Origin of the sequence: Winogradskyella pulchriflava, assembly GCF_042434315.1 — a bacterium.
GTDB classification, from domain to species: Bacteria; Bacteroidota; Bacteroidia; order Flavobacteriales; family Flavobacteriaceae; genus Winogradskyella; species Winogradskyella pulchriflava.
The window spans coordinates 857,310-882,025 of record NZ_JBHLTQ010000001.1; the positions used below are offsets into that span (position 1 = coordinate 857,310).

24 protein-coding genes are annotated in these 24,716 nt (G+C 32.5%); 20 read left to right on the plus strand and 4 right to left on the minus strand.

Annotated features, from left to right (window positions below; all coding sequences use genetic code 11):
• The first annotated feature begins 17 nt into the window (after positions 1 to 17).
• From ACFFGA_RS03770 to ACFFGA_RS03810, 9 genes are all read left to right on the plus strand, one after another.
• Positions 18 to 1,784, plus strand: coding sequence for a BatD family protein (locus ACFFGA_RS03770; protein ID WP_386059859.1), 1,767 nt, complete (start codon positions 18 to 20; stop codon positions 1,782 to 1,784).
• 1 nt (position 1,785) lies between these two features.
• Positions 1,786 to 2,541 (plus strand): tetratricopeptide repeat protein, encoded by a 756-nt coding sequence (locus ACFFGA_RS03775; RefSeq protein ID WP_386059861.1) that lies wholly within the window; start codon positions 1,786 to 1,788, stop codon positions 2,539 to 2,541.
• A gap of 98 nt (positions 2,542 to 2,639) precedes the next feature.
• Positions 2,640 to 2,882 (plus strand): hypothetical protein, encoded by a 243-nt coding sequence (locus ACFFGA_RS03780; RefSeq protein ID WP_386059863.1) that lies wholly within the window; start codon positions 2,640 to 2,642, stop codon positions 2,880 to 2,882.
• Positions 2,883 to 2,969: 87 nt separating this feature from the next.
• The gene (locus ACFFGA_RS03785; RefSeq protein ID WP_386059865.1) at positions 2,970 to 4,562 is read left to right on the plus strand and encodes a SulP family inorganic anion transporter; all 1,593 of its coding nucleotides are present in this window, start codon (positions 2,970 to 2,972) and stop codon (positions 4,560 to 4,562) included.
• Between the two features lie 6 nt (positions 4,563 to 4,568).
• Positions 4,569 to 5,375: a universal stress protein gene (locus ACFFGA_RS03790; protein WP_386059868.1), complete on the plus strand. Its 807-nt coding sequence runs from the start codon at positions 4,569 to 4,571 to the stop codon at positions 5,373 to 5,375.
• Between the two features lie 39 nt (positions 5,376 to 5,414).
• Positions 5,415 to 6,044, plus strand: coding sequence for a carbonic anhydrase family protein (locus ACFFGA_RS03795; RefSeq protein WP_386059871.1), 630 nt, complete (start codon positions 5,415 to 5,417; stop codon positions 6,042 to 6,044).
• A gap of 30 nt (positions 6,045 to 6,074) precedes the next feature.
• Positions 6,075 to 6,743, plus strand: a complete 669-nt coding sequence (locus ACFFGA_RS03800; RefSeq protein WP_386059874.1) for a DUF2490 domain-containing protein — start codon at positions 6,075 to 6,077, stop codon at positions 6,741 to 6,743.
• 58 nt (positions 6,744 to 6,801) lie between these two features.
• Positions 6,802 to 8,664, plus strand: a complete 1,863-nt coding sequence (locus ACFFGA_RS03805; RefSeq protein WP_386059877.1) for a SulP family inorganic anion transporter — start codon at positions 6,802 to 6,804, stop codon at positions 8,662 to 8,664.
• Positions 8,665 to 8,669: 5 nt separating this feature from the next.
• A complete protein-coding gene (locus ACFFGA_RS03810) occupies positions 8,670 to 9,296 on the plus strand; it encodes a carbonic anhydrase (RefSeq protein ID WP_386059879.1) in 627 nt (208 codons plus the stop codon).
• 31 nt (positions 9,297 to 9,327) lie between these two features.
• Here the strand turns inward: ACFFGA_RS03810 and ACFFGA_RS03815 are convergent, their stop codons facing one another.
• Positions 9,328 to 9,840 (minus strand): CvpA family protein, encoded by a 513-nt coding sequence (locus tag ACFFGA_RS03815; RefSeq protein WP_386059881.1) that lies wholly within the window; start codon positions 9,838 to 9,840, stop codon positions 9,328 to 9,330.
• A gap of 142 nt (positions 9,841 to 9,982) precedes the next feature.
• Between ACFFGA_RS03815 and ACFFGA_RS03820 the strand changes: the two genes are divergently transcribed.
• The 7 genes from ACFFGA_RS03820 to ACFFGA_RS03850 all read left to right on the plus strand — a co-directional run bounded on the left by ACFFGA_RS03820 (position 9,983) and on the right by ACFFGA_RS03850 (position 18,779).
• Complete coding sequence (locus ACFFGA_RS03820; protein WP_386059884.1) at positions 9,983 to 10,339, plus strand: hypothetical protein; 357 nt, start codon at positions 9,983 to 9,985, stop codon at positions 10,337 to 10,339.
• A 110-nt stretch (positions 10,340 to 10,449) separates the two neighbouring features.
• On the plus strand, positions 10,450 to 11,469 hold the full coding sequence (gene pheS, locus ACFFGA_RS03825) for a phenylalanine--tRNA ligase subunit alpha (protein WP_386059887.1): 1,020 nt from the start codon (positions 10,450 to 10,452) through the stop codon (positions 11,467 to 11,469).
• Positions 11,470 to 11,950: 481 nt separating this feature from the next.
• A complete protein-coding gene (locus ACFFGA_RS03830) occupies positions 11,951 to 12,454 on the plus strand; it encodes a GbsR/MarR family transcriptional regulator (RefSeq protein ID WP_386059890.1) in 504 nt (167 codons plus the stop codon).
• 10 nt (positions 12,455 to 12,464) lie between these two features.
• Positions 12,465 to 13,595 (plus strand): efflux RND transporter periplasmic adaptor subunit, encoded by a 1,131-nt coding sequence (locus ACFFGA_RS03835; RefSeq protein WP_386059893.1) that lies wholly within the window; start codon positions 12,465 to 12,467, stop codon positions 13,593 to 13,595.
• 23 nt (positions 13,596 to 13,618) lie between these two features.
• Positions 13,619 to 16,756, plus strand: a complete 3,138-nt coding sequence (locus tag ACFFGA_RS03840) for an efflux RND transporter permease subunit (RefSeq protein ID WP_386059896.1) — start codon at positions 13,619 to 13,621, stop codon at positions 16,754 to 16,756.
• Between the two features lie 4 nt (positions 16,757 to 16,760).
• On the plus strand, positions 16,761 to 18,179 hold the full coding sequence (locus ACFFGA_RS03845) for an efflux transporter outer membrane subunit (protein WP_386059899.1): 1,419 nt from the start codon (positions 16,761 to 16,763) through the stop codon (positions 18,177 to 18,179).
• 6 nt (positions 18,180 to 18,185) lie between these two features.
• Positions 18,186 to 18,779: a TetR/AcrR family transcriptional regulator gene (locus tag ACFFGA_RS03850; protein ID WP_386059902.1), complete on the plus strand. Its 594-nt coding sequence runs from the start codon at positions 18,186 to 18,188 to the stop codon at positions 18,777 to 18,779.
• A 73-nt stretch (positions 18,780 to 18,852) separates the two neighbouring features.
• Here ACFFGA_RS03850 and ACFFGA_RS03855 read toward each other — a convergent pair whose 3' ends face one another.
• A complete protein-coding gene (locus ACFFGA_RS03855) occupies positions 18,853 to 19,254 on the minus strand; it encodes a hypothetical protein (RefSeq protein WP_386059905.1) in 402 nt (133 codons plus the stop codon).
• A 119-nt stretch (positions 19,255 to 19,373) separates the two neighbouring features.
• Between ACFFGA_RS03855 and ACFFGA_RS03860 the strand changes: the two genes are divergently transcribed.
• On the plus strand, positions 19,374 to 20,009 hold the full coding sequence (locus ACFFGA_RS03860) for a DUF1801 domain-containing protein (protein ID WP_386059908.1): 636 nt from the start codon (positions 19,374 to 19,376) through the stop codon (positions 20,007 to 20,009).
• Positions 20,010 to 20,025: 16 nt separating this feature from the next.
• Positions 20,026 to 20,421 carry a hypothetical protein gene (locus tag ACFFGA_RS03865; protein WP_386059911.1) on the plus strand — a complete coding sequence of 132 codons (396 nt, stop codon included), beginning with the start codon at positions 20,026 to 20,028 and terminating at the stop codon, positions 20,419 to 20,421.
• 84 nt (positions 20,422 to 20,505) lie between these two features.
• Here the strand turns inward: ACFFGA_RS03865 and ACFFGA_RS03870 are convergent, their stop codons facing one another.
• Positions 20,506 to 21,507, minus strand: a complete 1,002-nt coding sequence (locus ACFFGA_RS03870; protein WP_386060629.1) for an NAD(P)H-dependent glycerol-3-phosphate dehydrogenase — start codon at positions 21,505 to 21,507, stop codon at positions 20,506 to 20,508.
• Positions 21,508 to 21,708: 201 nt separating this feature from the next.
• Here ACFFGA_RS03870 and ACFFGA_RS03875 point away from each other — a divergent pair, with 201 nt between their 5' ends.
• Positions 21,709 to 22,653, plus strand: coding sequence for a nicotinic acid mononucleotide adenyltransferase (locus tag ACFFGA_RS03875; protein WP_386059914.1), 945 nt, complete (start codon positions 21,709 to 21,711; stop codon positions 22,651 to 22,653).
• A 188-nt stretch (positions 22,654 to 22,841) separates the two neighbouring features.
• On the plus strand, positions 22,842 to 23,339 hold the full coding sequence (gene lysM, locus ACFFGA_RS03880; protein WP_386059917.1) for a peptidoglycan-binding protein LysM: 498 nt from the start codon (positions 22,842 to 22,844) through the stop codon (positions 23,337 to 23,339).
• A gap of 75 nt (positions 23,340 to 23,414) precedes the next feature.
• Here lysM and ACFFGA_RS03885 read toward each other — a convergent pair whose 3' ends face one another.
• A complete protein-coding gene (locus ACFFGA_RS03885; RefSeq protein WP_386059920.1) occupies positions 23,415 to 24,716 on the minus strand; it encodes a TlpA family protein disulfide reductase in 1,302 nt (433 codons plus the stop codon).

Consider the following 24,716-nt stretch of genomic DNA (forward strand, 5'->3'; position numbering starts at 1 on the left):
AAGTGCTTTATAACAAAATGAAATTCATAAAAAACATATCGATATTATTCATACTGCTTGCAACAAGTATAGCTTCTGCACAAGTTAAATTTGAAGCTAAGGTTAGCAAGAAAAAACTTGGTGTAAATGAGCGTTTGCGCATAGATTTTGAGATGAATCAAGATGGCGACAATTTTGTGCCTCCAAGTTTTAATGATTTTACTGTTGTTGGAGGACCAAATACTTCCGTCAGTAACTCTTGGGTAAATGGTAAACGATCTTATTCTAAAACCTACAGTTATTTTTTAGCTCCAAAAAAAAGGGGAACCTTTACGATAAAGCAAGCTACGATTGAGATTGATGGTGAAATATACAAAACGTTTCCTGTTACAATCAATGTTACAGCTGCTGTTGACAAACCTAATGGCCCACCAGACGCATCAGACATTGCCTCAGAAAATATACATCTGGTAGCTGAGGTTTCTAAAACCAATCCGTACTTAAATGAAGGCTTTACGGTTGTGTATAAATTGTATGTTTCGCCAGAAACAGGAGTCAGTAACTGGAGAGAAAAAGACAATCCAAGGTATAATGATTTTTGGAGTCAAAATATAGAAATCAAAGGACTTAATATCCAAAAAGGATTGTATAAAGGAGAAGAATATCGTTATGTAGTTCTCAGAAAAACAGTATTGTATCCTCAAAAAACTGGAAAGCTAAAAATAGAACCTTTGGTTTTAGACATTACAGTAGAAGTACCAACTGGCAGAGCAGATATTTTTGGTCGCCCTATAATGACCAAAGTACCAAAAACTGTAACTGCAGGTAGTAGAACAATAGATGTAAAACCGCTTCCGGAAGTGAATAAGCCTTCAGATTTTAAAGGAGCTGTTGGTGATTTTACGTTTAAGGTAACTACAACAAAAACAGAATTAGATGCCACAGAATCACTTCAGGCTAAAATAGAAGTTTCAGGAAAAGGAAACTTAAAGTTATTTGAGCTGCCTAAGTTATCTACACCGAGTTCGCTCGAAGTCTATGAACCAGAGCACAACGAAAATGTAAGAACCAATTTAAGCGGAATGCAAGGAAGTATATCAGATACTTATACTATTGTGCCGCAGTATAGAGGAAAATATCCTATACCACCTATTTCATTTTCGTACTTTGATTTAGATACAGAAAGCTATAAACGTATTACAGCCAATGAAATTGTTATTAATGTATTAGATGGTCCAGATGCAGCAAATACTAATGATACAGCGGCAACTAATACAAAGCAAACGGTTAGACCAAACACCAATACGTTTTCATTTATAAAGACATCGTCTAATTGGTCTAGTATAAAACGCAAACCATTTTTTAATACTACAACGTTTTGGTCACTATTGTTATTTCCGTTTTTAGCAATTCCTTTAGCGATTGTTATTAGAAGAAATAGAGACAAACGCAATGCAGATGTTACAGGGAACCGTATAAGAAAGGCAGACAGATTAGCAAGAAAATATTTAAGTGAAGCAAAAAGAAATTTAGGTCAAAAAGAATCATTCTATGAAGCTTTAGAGCGAGCGCTTCATAATTATTTAAAGGCGAAACTTAATATTGAAACCAGTGATTTTAATAAAGAGAAAATAGAAAGCCTTCTTACAGCACAACATGTTGAAAGCAATGTGGTTTCAGATTTTATTTCAATTTTAGAAAACTGTGAATTGGCAAGATATACACCAATAACGCAGGTAACTATGCAAAATGATTATGATAAAGCTGCAAAGACCATTTCACTTATAGATAAACAGTTAAGATAGCATGAGAACAATTATTGTAGCATTACTTTGTTTTAGTCTATTTGGCTTTACTCAAAACAATAAAAATTTTGAGGAGGCAAACGCTTTATATAATGATGGGAAATATGCTGAAGCGATTGATAAGTATGAATCCATTTTAGAATCTGGAAATCATTCAGCACAACTGTATTATAATTTAGGAAATGCTAATTATAAGCTAAATAACATTGCACCTAGCATATACTATTTTGAAAAAGCACTAAAACTTAACCCTAATGACAAGGAGATAAAAAACAACTTATCTTTTGCTCAAAAAATGACTGTGGATGCCATTGATATAGTCCCTAAGGTTGGCTTTAGTAAATTAATCAATAATGTTGTAAACACCTTTAAAACGGATACTTGGGCTAAAATTTCAGTTGTAGGCGTGTTGTTATTTGTTTTGCTTTTTTTGGTGTATTATTTTTCTTATAGTACATCAAAAAAGCGAATTGCATTTGTGTCGAGTATTGTAAGTTTGGTGATTGCATGTTTTTCTGTTGCAATGGCATTTCAAAAAGAAGGGTTGAATAAGAAAGATAATCCTGCCATTGTTTTTGCTCAAGAAAGTAGAGTAAAAGCAGATCCTAATCAAACAAGTGAAGAAGTGTTTAGGCTTCATGAAGGCACTAAGGTTCAGGTTTTAGAAACTTATGAAGACTGGAAAAAGATTCAACTTTCTGACAATTCTTTAGGGTGGATTCCATCTAAGGATATTAAGTTGTTAAAGGATTTTTAGAAATTATTTAACAGTATGTTAATTTCTTAATATTATATTTGCGGCTTATGTTTCAGAAGTATAAATATAGATCCGCAGTTTTTTTTACCATTGTATTAATGGCACTTATCGCTGCGCCAACTATTATTGTTTCTTTTGACGACTCTATAGACGTAACCTGTTTCTATGGTGTTACTGAAGAGGAAGAAAATCAGAATGTAAAATTAGTTTTCGAACATACTAGTCTCGATTCTGGAGGCATGTTTGAAGATGAAGCAAATGCTAATTTAATAGGATATAGGTTTAAACAATATCCAAAACCACATCTCAATTTAATTTCCCCACCGCCCGATTTTATTTAATATTTTTTTCGTTAGACATTTTATGTCCCCAAAATAAATATTAAACAACTATTGAATTCACTTCAGTAGTAAAAATCATTATATCAAATGTTTAAAACATTAAAGAACGACTTGCCAGCAAGTGTCGTTGTATTTTTTGTAGCATTACCATTATGTTTAGGTATTGCCTTAGCCAGTGGAGCACCTCTCTTCTCTGGTTTAATTGCCGGAATTATTGGAGGAATTGTAGTAGGGTCTTTAAGTGGATCTAAAATTGGAGTTAGTGGCCCTGCAGCTGGTTTAGCAGCTATTGTATTAACTGCAATTGGTACTTTAGGTAGTTATGAAAACTTTTTAGTGGCCGTTGTATTAGGCGGAATTATACAATTGCTTTTTGGCGTTTTGAAAGCTGGAGTTATTGGGTATTACTTTCCATCATCAGTAATTAAGGGAATGCTTACAGGTATTGGAATTATCATTATTTTAAAGCAAATTCCTCATTTCTTTGGTTACGATGCAGAGCCAGAAGGAGCTGATAGTTTTACCTGGTCATCAGGAGAAAACACATTTTCGGCCTTATTAGGTATTTTTGATAATATCATAATAGGTTCAATGGTTATTGGGCTTATTTCATTGGCTATATTACTGCTATGGAGCAACGTGTTAGCCAAAAAAGGAAAGTTTTTTGAAATTATTCAAGGTCCTTTAGTGGCTGTTGTGGTAGGAATAATTTTTTACGTACTAACACAATCGAACGAGACTTTATCCATTGCGGAATCGCACTTAGTAAGTGTACCTGTTCCAGATAGTTTCGATTCTTTTATAGGTCAATTTAGTTTTCCTAATTTCTCTGCAATTACAAATCCAGAAGTTTGGATTGTAGCATTTACTATAGCGTTAGTTGCGAGTTTAGAAACTTTATTATGTGTTGAAGCAACAGATAAATTAGATCCAGACAAAAACGTAACACCAACAAATAGAGAGTTATTAGCTCAGGGAACAGGTAATATTTTATCTGGTTTAATTGGAGGTTTACCTATTACACAAGTAATTGTAAGAAGTTCTGCTAATATTCAGTCTGGTGGTAAAAGTAAAATGTCTGCTATTATCCACGGATTCTTATTGTTGATTTCGGTAATATTAATTCCGAGATTATTAAATCAAATTCCATTATCTGTTTTAGCTGCTATACTTTTAATAGTAGGTTATAAATTGGCTAAGCCAGCATTATTCAAAAAAATGTACAAATTAGGCTGGAAACAATCTGTTCCATTTTTTGTTACAGTAATTGGTATTGTTTTTACGGATTTATTGGTTGGAATAGGTTTAGGTTTAATGGTTGGTATCGTTGTTATTCTATTAAAAAGTTACCAAAACTCTCACTTTCTTCATATAGAAGATAAGAGTAATGGTAAACATAGAATTAAGATGGTGCTTGCAGAAGAAGTAACCTTCTTTAATAAAGGTGCCATTTTAAAAGAATTAGATAGTTTGCCAAGAGACACCTATTTAGAATTCGACGTTAGAAAAACAAGATATCTAGATTATGATATTATTGAAATTCTAGACGATTTTGCTTTTAAGGCCAAAGAGCGGAATATTGACATCAAATTAATTTCCAAACGTGGAATTGTTGAAAATCCGCCAAGTTTTATTGAGTTTTTTCAGTTAAGACCTAAGTCTAATATAAGTTTAAGCTAGAATATTATGAAAAATTATAAATATAAAATACTAGTACTTTCAGACTTGTCAAAAACTGCCAGTGCAACTTTAAAAAGCAGTATAAGTTTAGCAAATATGATTGATGCTAAGATTGAATTATTTCATGTTAAACAATACATAGATATTGTTGATAGAGATAATCAGTTATCTGCAATGAGAACTTTAAATGAAGAACAAAATAACACCAAAAAAAAGGTTGAAGAATTGGTTAATTCTGTTTCAAAAACATATAATACTGCAATTGATTATAGGTTCTCATTTGGAAATGTAAAAGAGGAAATTAAAAACTATATTAAAACCTCTAAACCAGATATTATTGTTTTAGGTCAGCGTGAGTCAAAGCCTTTTAAACTCATAGGTGATAGTATTACGCGTTTTGTGTTAAAGAAGTTTAAAGGAGTTATAATGATTTCTTCAAATGAAAATGCATTAGTACCAAATGAAAAAATGACGCTAGGAGTATTAAATGGTTCTAATAAAATTTTTGACAAAGAGTTTTCTAAAGATATTATGACGCACACCAAAGCACCATTAAAATCCTTTAGGATTCTTAAAGGCCAAAAAGAAACAACTAATACTATAGGTGTAAATGGAGAGAAAATGGTAGAATATGTATTTGAGCAGAATGCTAATGCAATGACTACACTTTCCTCTTATTTAATAAAAAACAACATTAATTTATTATGTGTAGATAGAGCTAAAAACAAAACTAAGGACACAACAAATGCTGAAGCACCATTAAAAGAAGTGTTAAGCAAGTTGAATGTTTCGTTATTAGTGTCTGAAGCATAATTAAAAACAGAATTTAATAAAATATAAAAATATAGATATATGAAAGCACATACAAGAGAAACACAAGCAACAATGACACCAGAAAAGTCATTGCAATATTTAAAAGAAGGAAATCAAAGGTTTCAAGATAACTTAAAAGCCAATCGTAACCTTTTAGAACAAGTAAACGATACTAGCGAAGGTCAATTTCCATTTGCAACAATTTTGAGTTGTATAGACTCGAGAGTATCAGCCGAATTAATATTTGATCAAGGTTTAGGTGATATTTTTAGTGTTCGTATAGCAGGTAATTTTGTTAACGAAGATATCTTAGGAAGTATGGAATTTGCTTGCAAATTAGCAGGTACAAAACTTATTGTTGTACTTGGACATACAAGTTGTGGTGCCGTAAAAGGAGCTTGTGACCATGCAGAAATGGGTAATTTAACTAAGTTAATAGAAAAAATTACACCTGCTGTAAATGCAGTTACTGAACCTAAGGATGAAAGCTTAAGAACTTCTAAAAATTTAGATTTTGTAGATGAGGTTTCTAAGAAGAATGTAGAATTAACTATAGACAGAATTTATGCAGAAAGTCCAATATTAGCAGAGATGGAGAAAAATGGTGAGATAAAGATTGTTGGAGCTATGTATGATATCAACACAGGTGCTGTTGAGTTTTACTCATAAAAAGACATCCAATTGATGAATCAATATAAAATGAAAAAGAAAAGCAAAATAGCAACACTAATCATTGCATTAGTGTTGCCGTTTTTTGCTATGAGTCAAGATAGTAATTTAGGAAATTGGTTAATTTACATTGGTAATAAAAAACTGAATTCTAAATGGAATATTCACAACGAAGTTCAGTACAGGAACTACAATGCCATTGGTGATTTAGAGCAGTTACTTTTAAGAACTGGTGTTGGCTATAATTTATCTGAAAATAATGACAATATTCTACTAGGTTATGGTTATATTTTGTCTGAAAACTATATAGGTAATACCGACGACAAAGTTTCCGTTAACGAACATAGAATTTTTCAGCAATTTACAACAAAACAAAAAATTGGGAATGTAGGTTTAAGCCATCGTTACCGCTTTGAACAACGTTTTGTAGAAGACGATTTTAAAATGCGCTTCAGGTATTTTTTAGGGATTAATGTACCGCTTCAATATAAAGAAGAAGGAAAAAATCCATTGTATTTATCTTTATATAATGAGATTTTTTTAAACACTAAATCATCTGTTTTTGATAGAAATAGGGTTTTTGGAGGCTTGGGATATAAGTTTTCAGATAATTTAAGAATGGAACTAGGATATATGAACCAGTATTTTGAAACTTCTGGTCGTGACCAAATTAATATTATTGCTTTCGTTAATTTTTAGTAAAGTGAGGAAGTCATAATTTAATTTGTTAAATTTAAAGTAACATAATAACTAAACTATGAAGGATTTATTCAAAAACATCAAAGGAGACGCTTTTGGTGGTATTACAGCAGGAATAGTGGCTTTACCCTTGGCATTAGCCTTTGGTGTATCTTCTGGTTTAGGGCCTAGTGCTGGTCTGTATGGCGCTATATTTATTAGTTTTTTTGCAGCGCTATTTGGTGGAACAAATACTCAGATTTCCGGACCTACGGCTCCAATGACAGCCGTAAGTATGGTTGTTATTGCAGGTATTATTGCAGCTAATGATGGTAGTGTAGAAAAAGCATTACCAGCTATTCTTACTGTATTTTTATTAGCAGGTTTAATACAAATAGGTTTAGGTGCAATAGGTTTAGGAAAATATATAAGGTACATTCCGTATCCAGTGGTTTCTGGTTTTATGACTGCAATAGGAGTTATTATATTGGTAACACAAATTCTCCCGTCACTTGGATATTACCCAAAAGAAGATGCTGAATATGTAAACCAGTTTAAGCCACAAGCAGAAGAGGTTATTTTAGAAAATATTTTAAAGGAGGAAGCTGGTGAAGGTATTTTAGTTTTAGAGAATTTTAAAGAAACAATCTCTAGAGCAGAGAAAATTACACCAGATGATATTTTAAAAGAATCTCAAACTCTTGCAGCAAAAAATGCTTCAGGTGTTTTAGGAGCGCTTAAAGTTATTCCAAGAGCAATCCAGAATATTAATTGGCTTGAATTGCTTCTTGCACTAGGCACCATATTTATTATCTATGGGTTTAAGCGAATAACAACCAAAGTTCCAAGTACTTTAGTAGCGTTAATTGTAATGTCGGCTGTAGCAATTTTGGCTAATTTAGATTATAGACCTATACCACAAATACCAGAAGGTCTTCCAGTGTTTAAGTCCGAAATATTTTCAAATTTTAGTCTTACCAGTATAAAACCCTATATTTTCACCGCTTTAGCACTATCACTTTTAGGTGCTATAGATTCCTTATTAACCAGTATAGTTGCTGATAATATGACCAAAACAAAGCACAAACCAAATAAAGAGCTGATAGGTCAAGGTATAGGAAATAGTATTGCAGCAATGTTTGGTGGTATTCCTGGTGCCGGAGCAACCATTCGTACAGTTGTTAATATAAATTCTGGCGGTAAAACAAAACTATCTGGTATGATTGCTGGTGTTTTGTTATTCGTAATTCTTTTAGCAATTGCTCCATTAGCTTCAAAAATACCTGCAGCAGTTTTAGCAGGAATTTTAATTACTGTTGGTATAGGTGTAATGGATTATAAAGGTTTAAAAGCCATTCCTGCACTTCCTAAAGACATTAAGATTGGGCCAATTAAGTTGAGTTCTGAAGTTTTAATCATGCTTATAGTATTAGTCCTTTCATCATTATGGGATTTGGTATATGCAGTAGGTATTGGCTTAGTTATAGCATCACTTATGTTTATGAAGAAAATAGGGGATTTAACAGCAGAACGTTCTGATGTAAAATCACTAAAAGAAGAGGCTTGGTCAGATGAGGTTGATTTTCCTTCAAATTTAAAAGAAGAAGTGTTTATTAAACATGTTAAAGGACCGTTGTTTTTTGGTTCTACAAGTGATTTTCAAGCACTAACACAGCAGATTCCTAAAACTGCAAAAACAGTTATTTTAAGATTAGGACGTATGCAGTATATGGATCAATCTGGTCTATATGCCATGGAAGATATGCTTCAGGAATTAAAAAAGAATGATGTGGAAGTTTTGTTTGTTGGACTGTTAAGACAACCACGCTATATGATGGAGCGTATTGATATTATTCCAGATTTCATTCCAAACGAACACATTTTTAAAGATTTTAAATCTTGTCTGCAATGGGTAAAATCTAATGTAAAAGACGTACATTAGTTATTATGGATTTAGAAAATGTATTTAAGAATAACGAAAAATGGATTAAAGCGAAGTTAGCTGTTGATTCCAATTATTTTGAAGCGTTAGGAAGGGGACAAAACCCAGAATTATTATACATTGGATGTTCTGACAGTAGAGTAACCGCAGAGGATTTAATGGGATTAGGACCAGGCGAAGTTTTTGTGCATCGTAACATTGCCAATATGGTTTCTGGTATTGACCTCAACGCTATGTCTGTCGTAGAATATGCCGTAACCCATTTAAAAGTAAATCATGTTGTTGTTTGTGGACATTATGCCTGTGGTGGTGTAAAAGCTGCTATGCAGTCTGCTGATTTAGGAGTTCTCAATGGTTGGCTACGTAACATACGTGATGTATATAGAATACATCGCAATGAATTGAATGCTATAAAGGACGAAGAAAAGAAATACGATCGTTTAGTTGAGTTAAATGTTAAAGAGCAGTGTGTGAATTTAATTAAAACTGCAGCAGTACAAAAAGCATATAGAGATAGAGGTCTAAAAGTACATGGTTGGGTATTTGATGTTCATTCAGGAAAATTAATAGATCTAAAAATTGATTTTGAAAAATTCCTTAAAGATATTATGGAAATTTACCATTTAGATTAATCTTAAAGCCATTTTAAAAGAATGGCTTTTTTTATGCTTCTTCCTCAGTAGATTCAACTACTTCACTTTTAATTATGTTAGGAAAAATCATTGGAGCTAAAGATTTTACAGGTTCATAAAGTATGCTTTCCTCTATATCCTCTTGCTCCATAAAAGGTAGTGTGTTATTCAATTTATTAAATACAATAAGAAGAATACTCAATATTAACCCTATTTTAAGTGCTCCAAAAACACCACCAGCCAGTTTATTTATTATACCTAAAGCTGCAAAGTCAGCTAGTTTTGTCAGTGCTTTTCCGGCTAAGCTAATGGCTAAAACGATAACCACAAAAGTTATGGCAAAGGCCACGATGTTAATTGTCTTTTCACTCCAATCCACCTTAGACTCTAAAAAGCCAGAGGCAAAGTAGCTAAAATGTATTGCTCCCCAAACACCCAAAACTAAGGCAACTAACGAGGCAACTTCAACAAAAAGCCCTTTAAAAAGCCCTCTTATAAATCCAAATAACAGAAGTGCTGCCAAAACAATGTCAATGATACTCATAATACTAGCGGTTTTAACAAACGTACATAATTTTTACGATTTTAGTAGTATAACGCAAATCAAGATGCTTTAGTTTATTAACTTTGAGGTCTTAAAAAAAGTAGTGTAATTAAAGAGATTCCCTTTTTTATGGGAAATGAGTATGGCAAGAGACGAACAATTAAAGGAGCGATGGGATTTGGTGGTTGAAAAACTCTCTAACCAATTTGCCGATGGTGACCGATTAGATTTAGATTCTATTATATATTTAATTGGTGTTCAGGAACTTGGGCAGATACATCGCGAATATAAAAAAGACCACAAATTAGATTTAATGCACATTGCAATATGTAAGCTTTTAGAACCATATGGTTTTTATGAGTTCGATTTTGTAGATGAAGATGGCTGGCCACATTACAAAGTAAAAGCACAGTTGCCTCATCTTAAAGCTGGAGAACAAAGTGTGTTAATGAAAGAAGCGATTGTGAACTATTTTGTAGAAACAGAATATATCGACTAGCTTCGGCTACGCTCAGCTACCAATACTAACAAAAAAAACTTAAATTTGCAGCCTGAATAAAGGGATATGAATAACTGAAACGAATTCAGCACAAGTAAATTCAGCATAAAATGATAGATAAACTAAAAGAACTCATTGCGGAAGCAGAAGCTTTTAAAGCACAATCAAAAGAAGAAGTTGAAGCTTTTAGAATAAAGTATTTAGGCAAAAAAGGTTTGCTGAATCAATATTTTGCTGAGTTTAGAAATGTAGCAAACGACCAAAAGAAAGAATTTGGGCAAACCATAAATCAGTTAAAAAAAACAGCTGAAGACAAGGTTAATACCCTAAAGGAAGCTTTTGAAAATCAAGAGGAAGACAAGGGAATCTACGGTGATTTGTCAAGACCAGGTGAGCCAATAGCTATTGGTGCGCGTCATCCTATTTCTATTGTAAAAAATGAAATTATAGATATCTTTTCTCGTATAGGTTTTAATGTAAGTGAAGGACCAGAAATAGAAGACGATTGGCATAATTTTACAGCATTAAACTTACCGGAATATCATCCAGCAAGAGATATGCAGGATACATTCTTTATTCAAACCGATCCTGATATTTTATTACGTACGCATACCAGTTCGGTACAAGTACGTTATATGGAAAATAATAAACCACCAATTCGTACTATTTCGCCAGGTCGTGTGTACAGAAATGAAGCCATTTCTGCACGTTCACATTGTTTCTTTCACCAAGTTGAAGGTTTATACATAGATAAGGACGTGAGTTTTGCAGATTTAAAGCAAACACTTCAATATTTTACCACTGAAATGTTTGGGAAATCTAAGATTAGATTACGTCCGTCATACTTTCCATTTACGGAGCCAAGTGCTGAGGTAGACGTTTATTGGGGTTTAGAAACCGAAACCGATTATAAAATAACCAAAGGCACAGGTTGGTTAGAAATTATGGGTTGTGGTATGGTTGATCCTAATGTTTTAGAAAACTGCGGTATCGATTCTAAAGCCTACTCAGGTTTTGCTTTTGGTATGGGAATCGATCGTATTGCGATGCTACTGAACCAAATTAGTGATATTCGTTTATTAAGTGAAAACGATGTGCGTTTCTTAGAGCAGTTTAAGTCGGCTCTTTAGAAATGGATACAATAAAAATACTTTTCGGTTATTTTGATTTAGCAGTAGTTATCCTCCTAATATTTTTAAATTTTCGCTTTTGGTATAAATTATCAATTTTTAATAGTTGTCTTCCAGCTGCTATTTCCTTTGGGGTATTTGGCTTTATTCTTCCTTTAATTTCAATGATTATAGAAATACAATTGAATTCGGGTCCTGGAGATGAATCAATTAATTTATTATACACCTATTTTAGATTTCCTGTTTATTGGGTAATTGGTTTAATTCAATTTTTTATTATTAGCTCGAAAGTTAATAGATGATACTTTTGTATGTTTAAAAAATACACATTCAGCCGACTGTTAACAGTCGGCTTTTTTATTTAACAATAAATTAACTTCGTTTAGTTCGGTCTGTTCCGAACTAAAAAATATATTTGCAAAGAATTTTACTGTGGTAGATGTATTTGTTTTCTTAAAACAGTAATAAAAATTAATAAAAAATGAAAGATAATATCTGCAAAGAGAAAATGGCATTAGTTGAAAAACTTGGTGTGCATTTAGAAAACAGAGAGCAACTAGCTCCTGTTGCAGCTCGTATTATGTCTTACATAATATTAACTGGTAAAAAAGGAACCACGTTTGAAGATATGGTGACCATTCTTTGTGCCAGTAAAAGTACGATTTCAACACACCTTAATCATTTACAAGATTTAAAAAAAATAGTGTATTTCACTAAAACGGGAGATCGTAAAAAATACTTTATCATCAATAAAGATATGATTGTTCAACATATCGATAATATGATTAATGAGTGGAAAGAAGTTAGAGAATTACATTTAGAAATTAAGAATTATAAAGAAGCTGTAAATAGCCTCAAAATTGATAATGATGATGAAAAATTCGAATTAACTTTTCATAACGATTATATCCAATTTTTAGATGAAGCAAGTTCATCAATAGTAGCATTAAGAGAAAAATTAACTGATACCCAATTCAATATTTAATAGACATAAAATGAAAAAGAATAAATTAAATACTTTCTTAATACTAAGTTTAGTCTTAGTTGTTTTTAGTTGTGGAAACAGCGAACAAAACAAGCCTTTAAACGAAGCACCACCAGCACCTTTTCCAGTCTCTCAGTTAAAAACTAAAACGGTAACAGGTTATGTTGATTATCCAGCAACAATAGAAGGAAGAGTGAATAGTGATGTTAGAGCCAAAACTTCTGGATACATTGAAAAAGTATATGTAGATGAAGGCCAAAAAGTAAAAAAAGGAGAGGTGTTATTTAAATTAGAAACACAGTCTTTAAGTCAAGATGCTAGTGCCGCAAAAGCGCAAGTTAATGTTGCTCAAGTAGAGGTAGATAAGTTGATTCCTCTTGTAGAAAAGAACATTATTAGTGCAGTACAATTAGAAACTGCAAAAGCTAATTTAGAGCAAGCAAAAGCTAATTACAGTAGTATTTCTGCAAATATTGGTTACGCAACTATAAAAAGCCCAATTGATGGTTACGTAGGTGCTATTAATTTTAGGGAAGGTGCTTTAATTAGTCCAAGTGATGTAACACCTCTAACAACAGTTAGTGAGATTGATCAAGTGTATGCCTTTTTTAGCTTTAACGAAGCGCAATACATTGATCATTTACAACGATCCGAAGGTCAGAATAAAGCCGAGCGAATTAAAAATTCGCCAGATTTAAGCTTGATTTTAGCTAATGGAAAAGAGTATTCTGAAAAAGGACGTATTCAAACCAGTACTGGTCAAATTAATCAGAGTACAGGTACTATTCAAATCAGAGCAGCTTTTGATAATCCAAAAGAAATTCTAACTAATGGCAATAGTGGAAAAATAAGATTTCCAATTGAATATAAAGATGCTATTGTTGTACCACAATCTGCAACCTTTGAGCAACAAGGTAATATTATGATTTTTAAACTTGGTGAAGATAACAAAGTTGTAACGTCTATAATAAAAGTAAAGGGAACTGTTGATAATCTCTATGTTGTAGAATCTGGTTTAGAGGCAAACGATAAAATAGTAATATCTGGTGTGGGTAAATTAAATAATGGAATGGCCATTTCACCTCAAGAAACGTCCTTTGAAGAAGCTATTAAGCCAATAGCAACCCTATTCAGAAATTAGATAAACTAAACACATAATTAGTCATGTTAAAAACATTTATTGAAAGACCAGTGCTTTCAACAGTAATTTCTATTATCATAGTTTTACTGGGAACTATTAGTATAACTTCTTTACCAATAGAAGAATATCCAGATATTGCTCCACCAACAATTAAGGTATCAGCAAATTATACTGGCGCAAATGCAGAAACCGTTTTAGAAAGTGTAATTATTCCAATTGAAGAACAAATTAATGGTGTAGAAGGGATGACATACATTACCTCTACAGCATCTAATACAGGTTCAGCAGAAATTACGGTTTATTTTGATCAAGAAATTGATGCAGATATTGCAGCTGTAAACGTACAAAACCGTGTCGCCAGAGCAACACCATTATTGCCTCAAGAGGTAACTCAAACAGGTGTTACCACACAAAAGCAAGAAACCAGTGCGTTAATGTTTATTTCTATGTATTCTGAAAGCGATAATTATGACGCTACATTTATTCAGAATTATTTAAAAATTAACGTTATACCAGCTATGCAGCGTATTAGTGGTGTTGGTGATGTTAGTGTGTTTTCACAACAAGATTACGCGATGCGTATATGGCTAAATCCAGAAAAATTAGCGGCATATAATTTAATTCCTTCAGATATTTCTGCAGTATTAGAAGAGCAAAATTTAGAAGCGGCAGCAGGTTCTTTAGGTGAAAATAATGGTGAATCATTTTCATACACCTTAACATATAGTGGTCGTTTTAAAAACGAGAGTCAGTATAGTGATATTGTCATTAAAGCCTTAGGAAATGGCGAGTTTTTGCGTTTAAAAGATGTTGCTACTATTGAGTTAGATGCACAATCGTATGCATCTAACGCAATGAGTAAAGGACATCCTGCTGTTTTTATGGGCATTTTTCAAACTAAAGGTTCTAATGCGCAAGAAATTATTGAAAACATTAAAGCAACTTTAGAGCAAGTAAAAGCAGATTTACCTGAAGGCTTAGATGTGTTTGTACCATACGATACCAGTTTATTTTTAAATGCCTCTATTGAAAAAGTGGTTAGTACTTTATTAGAAGCCTTTTTATTAGTATTCTTAGTGGTATTTCTCTTTTTGCAAGATTTCCGTTCTACTTTAATTCCGGCAATTGCTGTACCTGTTTCAATTATTGGTACGTTCTTTTTCTTGAATGTTTTTGGATATTCCATTAACCTTTTAACATTATTTGCATTAGTACTTGCCATTGGTATTGTGGTAGATGATGCGATTGTGGTTGTAGAGGCAGTCCATGCTAAAATGGATGACGGAGAACACAATCCCAAAAAGGCCACATTAACAGCAATGAATGAAATATCTGGAGCCATCATTTCTATAACATTAGTAATGTCAGCAGTGTTTATTCCTGTAACATTTATAACAGGTCCAACAGGTGTGTTTTATGAGCAATTTGGTGTCACCTTAATTATCGCGATTTTAATTTCTGCAGTAAATGCATTAACATTAAGTCCTGCATTATGTGCTTTATTATTAAAGGAACATAAGGATGATGAAGAATTAAAAGGCAAGAGTCCATTAAAACGTTTTTACACATTATTTAATCGTGGGTTTGATGCTACTGTTAATCGTTATGGTAAATCGCTACAATTCTTATATAAGAGAAAATTTGTTTCTGTACTGCTTTTAATCATAGCAGGAGTAGGAATATATTGGGCATCAACAACAACACCAACAGGTTTTGTGCCTAATGAAGATAGAGGGATTATATTCGCAAATATTGAATTACCACCTGGCGCATCTTTAGATAGAACTGATGCAGTAGCAAAACAATTATACGAAAAGGCAAAAAGTATTGATGGTATTAATGCTATTAACTTTATTAAAGGCCGAAGTTTAATTAGTGGTGCAGGAAGCAATTTTGGTTTTGGTATTGTAAAACTAGAAGATTGGGCTGACCGTACAGATCCTTCACTATCAGTACAATCCATCACTGGTCAGTTATTTGGTGTAGCAGCAACCATTCCAGAGGCTAATATTATATTCTTTTCGCCACCAAGTATTCGTGGGTTTGGTAACTCTTCAGGTTTCGAAATTAACTTATTAGATAAGTATGGAGGAGAATTTACAGATTTGGATAAAGCCAATAAAGATTTTTCAATGGCATTAATGAGTCATCCAGAAATTAAGTATGCAACCTCTGCTTTTAACACAAGCTATCCACAATACGAAATGGAGGTTAATGTACCATTGGCTAAAGAAAAAGGGGTTTCGGTAACGAGTATCTTTTCAACATTACAAGGTTATATAGGAGGTATATATGCTTCGGACTTCTCTAGATTTGGAAAACAATTTAGAGTTTATATTCAGGCATTACCAGAAGATAGAGCAGATGTAAATGCTTTAAACAGCATGTATGTTAGGACAGATTCAGGTGAAATGACTCCAATTACACAGTTTGTAAACTTAAAACGTGTGTATGGACCACAATCGGTAACGCGTTTTAACTTGTTTAATTCAACAACAATTACAGGTGCAACTAACGACGGATTTAGTACAGGTGATGCCATTAGAGTTATTGAAGAGGAAGTCGCAAAATTACCAAGTAATTATACGGTTGCTTATTCTGGATTAACACGAGAAGAAGTTAATGCAGGTAACCAAACAACGTTCATATTTATATTAAGTATTCTTTTTGTGTATTTCTTATTGAGTGCGCAATATGAGAGTTATTTATTGCCATTTGCAGTGGTATTATCATTGCCATTTGGTGTGTTTGGAGCTTATATAAGTACAAAGCTGTTTGGTTTAGAAAACAATATTTATTTCCAAATTGCTTTAATAATGCTTATTGGCTTACTAGCTAAAAATGCCATACTTATTGTAGAGTTTGCATTACAAAGACGAAAGAATGGAGAAGGTATTGTCGATGCAGCCATCCATGGAGCCAAAGCACGTTTACGTCCAATTTTAATGACCTCTTTTGCTTTTATTTTAGGGTTAATGCCATTAGTATTAGCAAATGGAGTTGGTGCAGAAGGAAACAACTCAATCGGTACAGGAGCAGCAGGAGGCATGTTAATTGGAACACTTTTAGGAGTCTTTGTAATTCCAATCCTATTTATATTATTTCAGTGGTTACAAGAAAAAGTTTCTCGTAAACCAGCAGTACAAACTATTGAAGATTAAAACGATGAAATCAATTATAAAACATAGAAACTTTAGCAAAGGTGCTTTATTATTAGTTGTTGCATTAACATTACAGAGTTGTTTTGTGGCTCAAGATTATGTAAGACCAGATTTAGAAATTGAAACCGAAGCACTTTATAGAACAGATAATCTGCCAACAGATAGTTTATCTATTGCAGATATATCTTGGAAAACATTATTTACAGACCAATATCTTCAGAAATATATAGAAGAAGGTCTGCAAAATAACATGGATGTACGTATTGCACTTCAGCAAATTATAGCTGCTGAGGCTTATGCAAAACAGGGTAAAGCCGGTTATTTGCCAGCCGTTAGTGTTGGTGCAAATGCAACACACCAAGAATTATCAGAAAACAGTCAGTTTGGTTCATTGTTTAGTGGTGGAATAGACACGTATGATATAACAGCAAATCTCTCTTGGGAAGCAGATATCTGGGGAAAAATAAGAAGTAATAAAAGAGCAACGCAAGCAGGTTATTTACAAAGTGTAGCCGGACATCAGGCGATAAAAACACAATTGATTTCTAGTATTGCAAATACCTATTACAATTTATTGGCTTTAGATGCACAATTAGAAGTAACAAAGCAAACCATCGCTACAAGAGAAAGTGGTGTAAAAACAATAAAAGCTCTAAAAGATGCAGGACAGGTAACACAAGTGGCTGTAGACCAAAATATTGCACAATACAATAGTGCTAGAGCTCTACAAGTAGATATTGAAACAGCGATTTTTAAAACTGAAAATACGCTAAGTATTTTATTAGGTAAATCACCACAACATTTTGAAAGAAGTAGTTTAGATATCCAAAGTATAGAACAGGATATAGTATTAGGTGTGCCAGCAACCTTATTAAGTAATAGACCAGATGTTATGTCTGCTGAGTATGGTTTAATACAGTCTTTTGAGCTTACTAATGTTGCAAAAAGTAACTTATATCCATCTTTAAAATTAACAGCTTCAGGCGGATTTCAAAGTTTAGAATTAGACAAATTACTGAATGCTAATTCTTTATTTGCAACTGTAGTTGGTGGATTAACCCAGCCTATTTTTAATCAAAGAGCATTAAAAACGCAAAAAGAAGTTGCCATTGCACAACAAGAACAGGCATTACTTCAGTTTAAAAAGACCTTGTTAGTTGCAGGTAATGAAGTTTCTAATGCATTGTTTTCTTACGAAGCTGAGACTAAAAAAATTGAATTTAGAAAAAATGAGGTCGAAGCATTAAGAGCAGCAGAAGCAAATTCTGAAGAGTTACTTAAAAATGGCTATGCTAACTATTTAGATTTATTAACAGCTAGAGAAAGCGCATTGAGTGCAGAATTAAATATTATAGATAGCAAATTACAGCAATTAGTATCTATAGTAGATTTATACGAAGCGCTTGGTGGTGGATGGAAATAAAAAGTTATGATTACCAAAAGTGAATTGCTTCAATGTGCTATTGCCAAATTTACTAAGTTTGGTAGTAAACAAGTGACTTTAGATGAGTTGGCGCAAGAGCTTCGTATTTCAAAAAAGACGATATATTCATTTTTTAAAAATAAAGAAGATCTTGTTGTAACAAGTATCGAAACTTTATTAAATGAGTATAAGGAAGATATAAATAGAATCGTTTCTGTTAATGATAACGATTCTGTTTTGAGTGTTATATTTATTTACAAAAGAGGGTTTGAATATTTAAAATATTTCAAGCCTTCTTTTATTTATGGATTAGAAAAATACTATCCTAAAGCATATAAATTATTTAATAGTTTTTCTGAAGATTTAGCCCAAAACACCATTTGTAATTTGCTTAAAAAAGCTCAAAAGCAAGGTGATTTAATACCTGAATTAGATATAGATTTACTTGTTAAAATCTATTTTTCGAGAGTTGATAACTTGTTATTTAAAAGCAATAACCTTTTTGAAATGTATTCAAAAGAAACGCTTTTAAAGCATATGGTAATTTATAATTTGCAAGGTGTGGTAAGTAAGTCCTATACCAATTCGTTTTTTGAATAGATTCCCTTTCTTGATATAAAAAAGGCATTAATATTTCAGCGAAATAAGGTGGTTCATTATTAAATTGTAAAAATCACTCCAAGTGCTCAGCACCTTCTACACTAAACACCGACTTCCTAAATTCTGAAGGCTTTTTGTCATTCAAAAGTTTTAAATTACCACTTTCTTTAATGAGTTCGGCGAAGTGAATTTCTCTTTTTTCATATTGTTCCTTATTGCTATAGGTAGTCACAAGAACAATATGAAAAGGCGTCTCAGCACTAAAAGACGTTTTCATTAAATGAAATGATTCAATGTAGTTTCTTTCAACGGCTTTTTCTCTTAAAGCTTTCCAATTATTTTGAAAATAATAAACGGCTTCATCTACATTATCCTTTATAATCTCAACGGTTTCTATCGTTGTAATTTTCTCATTGTTTTGGCTAAAACTAATACTGCAAAATAGAAGTGCAATGCAAAGTAATTTGAATTTCATAAGTGCTTTTTGTAATGATTACGTTCTTAAAATTAATGCTAAAGGTTTTCAGTCCATTCGTTTTTATCTTATTATTAACTAAATTTAGCTGCAATAAAAGCAAATGACAAACGCATAAAATGAACCCAAAAGTCGATACATATTTAAGTAAAGTTGAAAAATGGCAGGAAGAACTAGAAACTTTAAGGTCAATAATTCTTAAATGTGGACTAAAAGAAGATTTTAAATGGCGTAACCCTTGCTACACATTTAAAGAAAAAAATATTGCCATAATAGGAGGTTTTAAAGATTACTGCACTATAAGTTTTTTAAAAGGTTCGTTATTAAAAGATACCGAACAAATCTTGGTAATGCCTGGGCCAAACTCTAGAGTTGCAAAGCTAATTCAGTTTAAAAGCGTAGCTGAAATTATTGAATTAGAATCTGTTATAAAAAACTATTTATACGAAGCTATTGAGATTGAAAAAGCTGGGCTAAAAGTCAATTTAGCATCAAAAGATGATATAGAATACCCAGTTGAGTTGAACGACAAATTTAAAGAAAACCCTAAGTTTCAATTGGCATTTAAAAACTTAACACCTGGTCGTCAACGTGGTTATATATTGTATTTTAATGGAGCAAAGCAATCCAAAACACGAATGACCAGAATTGAAAAATATGAACAACGTATTTTTAATGGTAAAGGTTTTCATGATTGTGTATGTGGAAAATCTAAAAAAATGCCAAATTGCGATGGATCGCATAAGTATATTTGATTGATGAGTGTAAACTATGAAAAAAGACATAAAAATTCCAGAGGTTAAAGATGTACATATTGCAGTAGTGCAAGAAGAACATTTAGAATACAAAACCTTAGACTGGAATGCTTATATTATAAATAATACCGACAAGGATTTAGATACAGTGCTTATTGTGTCTCAAGGGTATAATGATAAAAAAATGACACCTCCAATGCGTCATACTTTAGCCAAACTACCAGCACGAAGTTATGCCAAAATTGAATACTTACAAGAGAAGGTGCTAGAGTTGAACAACGAATTTAAGATTACGTTTTTTGAAGGCAATACAATGTTTGATAAAACCTATTTGTTTAGGAAAAACACCATTAATCTAAAGGCTTTGCAGACGATTCCTTTGATGCAGTTGAAGGGAGTTTTGGTGAAGTAGTTAATATTCGTTTGACATCCTGAACTTGTTTCAGGATCTCATCATGATAGATTCCGTATCAAGTACGGAATGACAAAAACAAGATTAATCCAACTTCTCAGTCAACTTATTAAAAACCTTCTTAGGATTCTTATTCTCATAAAGCACATCATAAACAGCATTGATAATAGGTAATTTGGTTTTTTTGCTGTTTTTTTCGTTAAGTAAAAAGGCACTTTTAGTAGCGTAATAACCTTCTGCTACCATATTCATTTCCATTTGTGCAGACTTTACAGTATAACCTTTGCCAATCATGTTACCAAACATTCTATTTCTAGAAAACACAGAATAACCCGTAACTAATAAATCTCCTAAATAGGCTGAGTTATTAATGTTTCGTTTCATTTTGTGCATCTTTTTTATAAAACGCTTCATTTCTCTAATAGCATTACTCATCAGTACACTCTGAAAGTTATCACCATAACCCAATCCATGAGCAATTCCGGCAGCAATAGCATAAATATTCTTCAGCATTACAGCGTATTCTACACCAATAATATCATCACTGATTTTTGTTTTTATATAATCGCTAGATAAATTATTTGCTATAGCTTGGGCTTTTTTTGCATCAGCACAAGAAATGGTTAAATAAGACAAGCGCTCTAATGCTACTTCTTCTGCATGGCATGGACCTGCAATTACAGCAATATTTTCAAAAGGAATCTTATAGATATCATGAAAATGTTCACCAACCAACAAACCGGATTCTGGAATTATACCTTTTACAGCAGAAACCACAACTTTTTGGTTTATATCTGCAGTGAGTTTTTCTAATTCGCTATACATAAATGCAGACGGAATAGCAAAAATGAGAATATCTGCCCACTCAGCAATTTCATTTATATCATTGCTAAGTTTTAACTGTTCTGTATGAAACTCAACTGAACTTAAATAACTAGGATTGTGCTGTTCTTTTAAGATATGTTCTTTGGTATAAACACTGCGCATATACCATCCAACTTCATCTTGGTTTTCGCAAAGCATTTTTACAATGGCAGTGGCCCAGCTTCCTGCTCCAAAAACAGCATATTTTTTAGAATCAATCATAGAATTACTATCGGTTTTGTAGTTCAAAAGTACGTAAATTTTATAGAATTAATCAGAACAAGTTCCCATCCTTCAGAAGGGTTAGGGATGGGTATTCAATAACAATAAATAGACTTTATAAACACTTATTGAACTCTCGAGTTCTAGACTTTGGCACACGTTTTGAAATCTATACAACAATAACCCTAAAAACGTTAGATTATGAAGACATTAAAATTACTATTAGGATTTGCATTAAGTGCAACATTGTTTACATCATGTTATGTAGAAGAACAATATATAGATGATAACCCAGGAATTTCATTAAATCAATTATTGAATTCTTATGAGTTATGGTACGTAGATATTAATGCTACACAAGGTTATGGAGAAACTCCATTTTTGCAAATAGCATTTACAGTGTCTTTTAGAAACGGTACTTTATATGCCAACAATAACTTGGTAAACTTCGGAAGTCAAGGAAATGGTTTTGGTGTACCAATTGGTAATTATGATGCCTACGATATGATATTAGATACAGATCATGTTATTGATGGTTTTGATAGTTTTGATGTGTATCAAATAAACAACAACACTATAGAGTTATACAATCCCTTTAATGATACATCGTATTTTTTAAGAGGTTACCAGAGATCTAACTTTGATTATGACTTAGTGTTCTATGATAACATTCATTATTTCTTACAAGAGTACGAAGCTTGGGAGAAAACCTATACTAGTAATTTTGGAGCGCTGAATGAATTTGATAATGAAAACTACTTACAGTTTTTATCTGGAGGTAATGATGCTACATTTAGAAGCTCGCAAGATGTTAATGTATATAATCCAGACAATATTTATTGGGATTTTACTGGTGATTATGGTGTAGGAGATGTATCAGGAAATATGTACCTAAAAACATTAACATTAGATTATGATTTCTTTGACAATGAATTCTTTGAACTTAGCGTTATTAATGACGGAACCATAGAGTTGTTTCATGCAAACTCAGGAACGGTTTATGAGTTTTCAGGAAGAGGTTATATAGCTTACTTAAGAACGTCTGATGAACAAGGTAATGTTAAGAAACATGTTGGTGAGTCAAAGAAGCGTAAGCAAAAAACTAAGAAGGTAGAGAATACCAGAGAAAATACAAGAAACATCTAAATAAACTTAGATAAAGAAGGAATACACGAAACTAAATTTTGGTTGGTTATTTAGTTTCAAAACGCTCAGTTAAGACGAAAGTTTTACTGGGCGTTTTCTTTATTAGAAAGTCTTATTAATTGGAATTGCAAAAGATTTTCACCAACTTTACAACTATACGAAACTTAAAAACAACAAATTATAAAACCATGGGACTATTTTCATTTATTAAAAATACGGGAGCTAAAGTTTTCGGTATTGGAAAAACAACAGAAGAAGAAGCGGCAGAAGTAAGAGCAGCAGCAGAGGCAAAAGAGTTAAGAATTGAAGAAGCTGCAGCTCGAAACTTAGAAGAAACGATTGCGGATTTAGGATTAGAAGTAGAAAACTTGAATGTTTTCATTGATGATGATATGGCTAGAGTTTCTGGTAAGGCTTACAATCAAGCAACAAAGGAAAAAGTGATATTAGTCGTTGGTAACACTGCTGGTATTGCAACTGTAGATGATCAGTTGACTGTAGAGCATGTTGAGCCAGAAGCACAATTCCATACAGTTGTTAGTGGTGATACTCTAGGTAAAATTGCAAAGCAATATTATGGAAACGCAATGAAATACCCAGAGATTTTTGAAGCCAATAAACCTATGCTTACAGATCCTGATAAGATTTATCCAGGTCAAGTATTACGTATTCCGCATTTAGATTAAAAGTATATTAGAATGCATAAAAAAGCCAGTAAATAAGGATTTACTGGCTTTTTTATGTTTTGTGGTTTTAAGATTTTATAAATCTTTCAAAAGCACTTCTAAATCTTCATAAGCATATGGCTTAGCCATAATAATCTTAGAACTACTCAGTAAAAAATACATTGGTGTAGCTGCTATACCATAGGTTTTTACAATTGGATTTTCCCATTTGCCTAAACCAATAGTATGCGTAAAGTTAGGATAGTTTTTTATCTCTTCAGACCATTTTGTGGCATCTTCCTCTAATCCAAAAGCTACAACTTTTATGTTATTCTTATCGCCAACTAATTGCTTAACCTTTGGCAATTCGCTTAAACAATGTCCACAACCACTACTCCAAAAAATGAGTAAATAATATTCCGAACCTTCTAGGTCATGCAAACTCGTTGTGTTTTGTGTAGAAGCAATTTCAAAGTTTGGTGCCTTAGCTCCTAAAGCAGTATTCTTATACGATGTGATGGTTTCTGCTAAAACTTTGTTTTCAGCTCTGTTGGCTAAATCTAATAAATAAGTGTCTGTAATATAATTAGCGACATCATTATTTTCTAGGGTGACAAAACGTTGCCATAAAATTTCAAATAGGCTGGTTTTAATCATTAAATCATCATTGCTAATAGCTGTTGCAACATCATCTATATGTTCTTTGTAAACGTCATTATTTGGTTTTTCTACCATATCAAACACATAGCCAGTAACGCGGTCCACTAAAAAAGTAGAACTTTGTAATAGATAATTGCTAAAATCTATTTGATTTAAAAAATGGTGTTTTAAGTTTTTTGAATAGGTACTTATATCTTCATATTTTGAAGGTATATAAGGTCTGTTTGCTGTGATAAATGCAGCAACTAATTTTCCGTTTGCAGATTCTTCATAAGCTAGTTGTGTGTCTTTTGCAACTTTAAAAATAGAGTTAAAACCTTCAGTATCTGTGTTGTCTTTAGAAAAATAATTACTAATGGTTTGATTGACCATAGCCATACTTTTTAAATAGGAATTCCAAAGTTTGTTTTCCTCAGATTCAGTAAATTCCACACCTTTATCATAAGAAAAATTAAAGGCTACAGTTTCTTTACCATCATAGATAAAATCAAAATTATTTTCTTCAGGAGGAATGGCATATACAATTTTATAGATGCCTGGACTAACGGTAGAGTCTAATGGAATTTCAAAATTACCAATACTGTCTAGCTTTCCTCTATTTACATAGTTTGCTCCTTCTGGAGTTGCTTGGTACAAAAAGGCATACGAGAAATCTTCTGCTGGTGAGAAGTTGCCCTTAACAGATTGAGATAATCCAAAAAATGGAACTAGAAATAAAGCAAATATTAATTTTTTCAT

Bases quoted from the DNA above. Each gene is read 5' to 3' on its own strand.
- ACFFGA_RS03770 (WP_386059859.1), top strand. From the start codon at position 18: ATGAAATTCATAAAAAACATATCGATATTATTCATACTGCTTGCAACA.
- ACFFGA_RS03820 (WP_386059884.1), top strand. From the start codon at position 9,983: ATGGCAAGAGACGAACAATTAAAGGAGCGATGGGATTTGGTGGTTGAA.
- ACFFGA_RS03795 (WP_386059871.1), top strand. From the start codon at position 5,415: ATGAAAGCACATACAAGAGAAACACAAGCAACAATGACACCAGAAAAG.
- ACFFGA_RS03815 (WP_386059881.1), bottom strand. From the start codon at position 9,840: ATGAGTATCATTGACATTGTTTTGGCAGCACTTCTGTTATTTGGATTT.
- ACFFGA_RS03875 (WP_386059914.1), top strand. From the start codon at position 21,709: ATGAAGACATTAAAATTACTATTAGGATTTGCATTAAGTGCAACATTG.
- ACFFGA_RS03855 (WP_386059905.1), bottom strand. From the start codon at position 19,254: ATGAAATTCAAATTACTTTGCATTGCACTTCTATTTTGCAGTATTAGT.
- ACFFGA_RS03790 (WP_386059868.1), top strand. From the start codon at position 4,569: ATGAAAAATTATAAATATAAAATACTAGTACTTTCAGACTTGTCAAAA.
- ACFFGA_RS03800 (WP_386059874.1), top strand. From the start codon at position 6,075: ATGAAAAAGAAAAGCAAAATAGCAACACTAATCATTGCATTAGTGTTG.
- ACFFGA_RS03845 (WP_386059899.1), top strand. From the start codon at position 16,761: ATGAAATCAATTATAAAACATAGAAACTTTAGCAAAGGTGCTTTATTA.
- ACFFGA_RS03775 (WP_386059861.1), top strand. From the start codon at position 1,786: ATGAGAACAATTATTGTAGCATTACTTTGTTTTAGTCTATTTGGCTTT.
- lysM (WP_386059917.1), top strand. From the start codon at position 22,842: ATGGGACTATTTTCATTTATTAAAAATACGGGAGCTAAAGTTTTCGGT.
- ACFFGA_RS03835 (WP_386059893.1), top strand. From the start codon at position 12,465: ATGAAAAAGAATAAATTAAATACTTTCTTAATACTAAGTTTAGTCTTA.
- ACFFGA_RS03860 (WP_386059908.1), top strand. From the start codon at position 19,374: ATGAACCCAAAAGTCGATACATATTTAAGTAAAGTTGAAAAATGGCAG.
- ACFFGA_RS03870 (WP_386060629.1), bottom strand. From the start codon at position 21,507: ATGATTGATTCTAAAAAATATGCTGTTTTTGGAGCAGGAAGCTGGGCC.
- ACFFGA_RS03840 (WP_386059896.1), top strand. From the start codon at position 13,619: ATGTTAAAAACATTTATTGAAAGACCAGTGCTTTCAACAGTAATTTCT.
- ACFFGA_RS03830 (WP_386059890.1), top strand. From the start codon at position 11,951: ATGAAAGATAATATCTGCAAAGAGAAAATGGCATTAGTTGAAAAACTT.
- pheS (WP_386059887.1), top strand. From the start codon at position 10,450: ATGATAGATAAACTAAAAGAACTCATTGCGGAAGCAGAAGCTTTTAAA.
- ACFFGA_RS03865 (WP_386059911.1), top strand. From the start codon at position 20,026: ATGAAAAAAGACATAAAAATTCCAGAGGTTAAAGATGTACATATTGCA.
- ACFFGA_RS03810 (WP_386059879.1), top strand. From the start codon at position 8,670: ATGGATTTAGAAAATGTATTTAAGAATAACGAAAAATGGATTAAAGCG.
- ACFFGA_RS03885 (WP_386059920.1), bottom strand. From the start codon at position 24,716: ATGAAAAAATTAATATTTGCTTTATTTCTAGTTCCATTTTTTGGATTA.
- ACFFGA_RS03785 (WP_386059865.1), top strand. From the start codon at position 2,970: ATGTTTAAAACATTAAAGAACGACTTGCCAGCAAGTGTCGTTGTATTT.
- ACFFGA_RS03805 (WP_386059877.1), top strand. From the start codon at position 6,802: ATGAAGGATTTATTCAAAAACATCAAAGGAGACGCTTTTGGTGGTATT.
- ACFFGA_RS03780 (WP_386059863.1), top strand. From the start codon at position 2,640: ATGGCACTTATCGCTGCGCCAACTATTATTGTTTCTTTTGACGACTCT.
- ACFFGA_RS03850 (WP_386059902.1), top strand. From the start codon at position 18,186: ATGATTACCAAAAGTGAATTGCTTCAATGTGCTATTGCCAAATTTACT.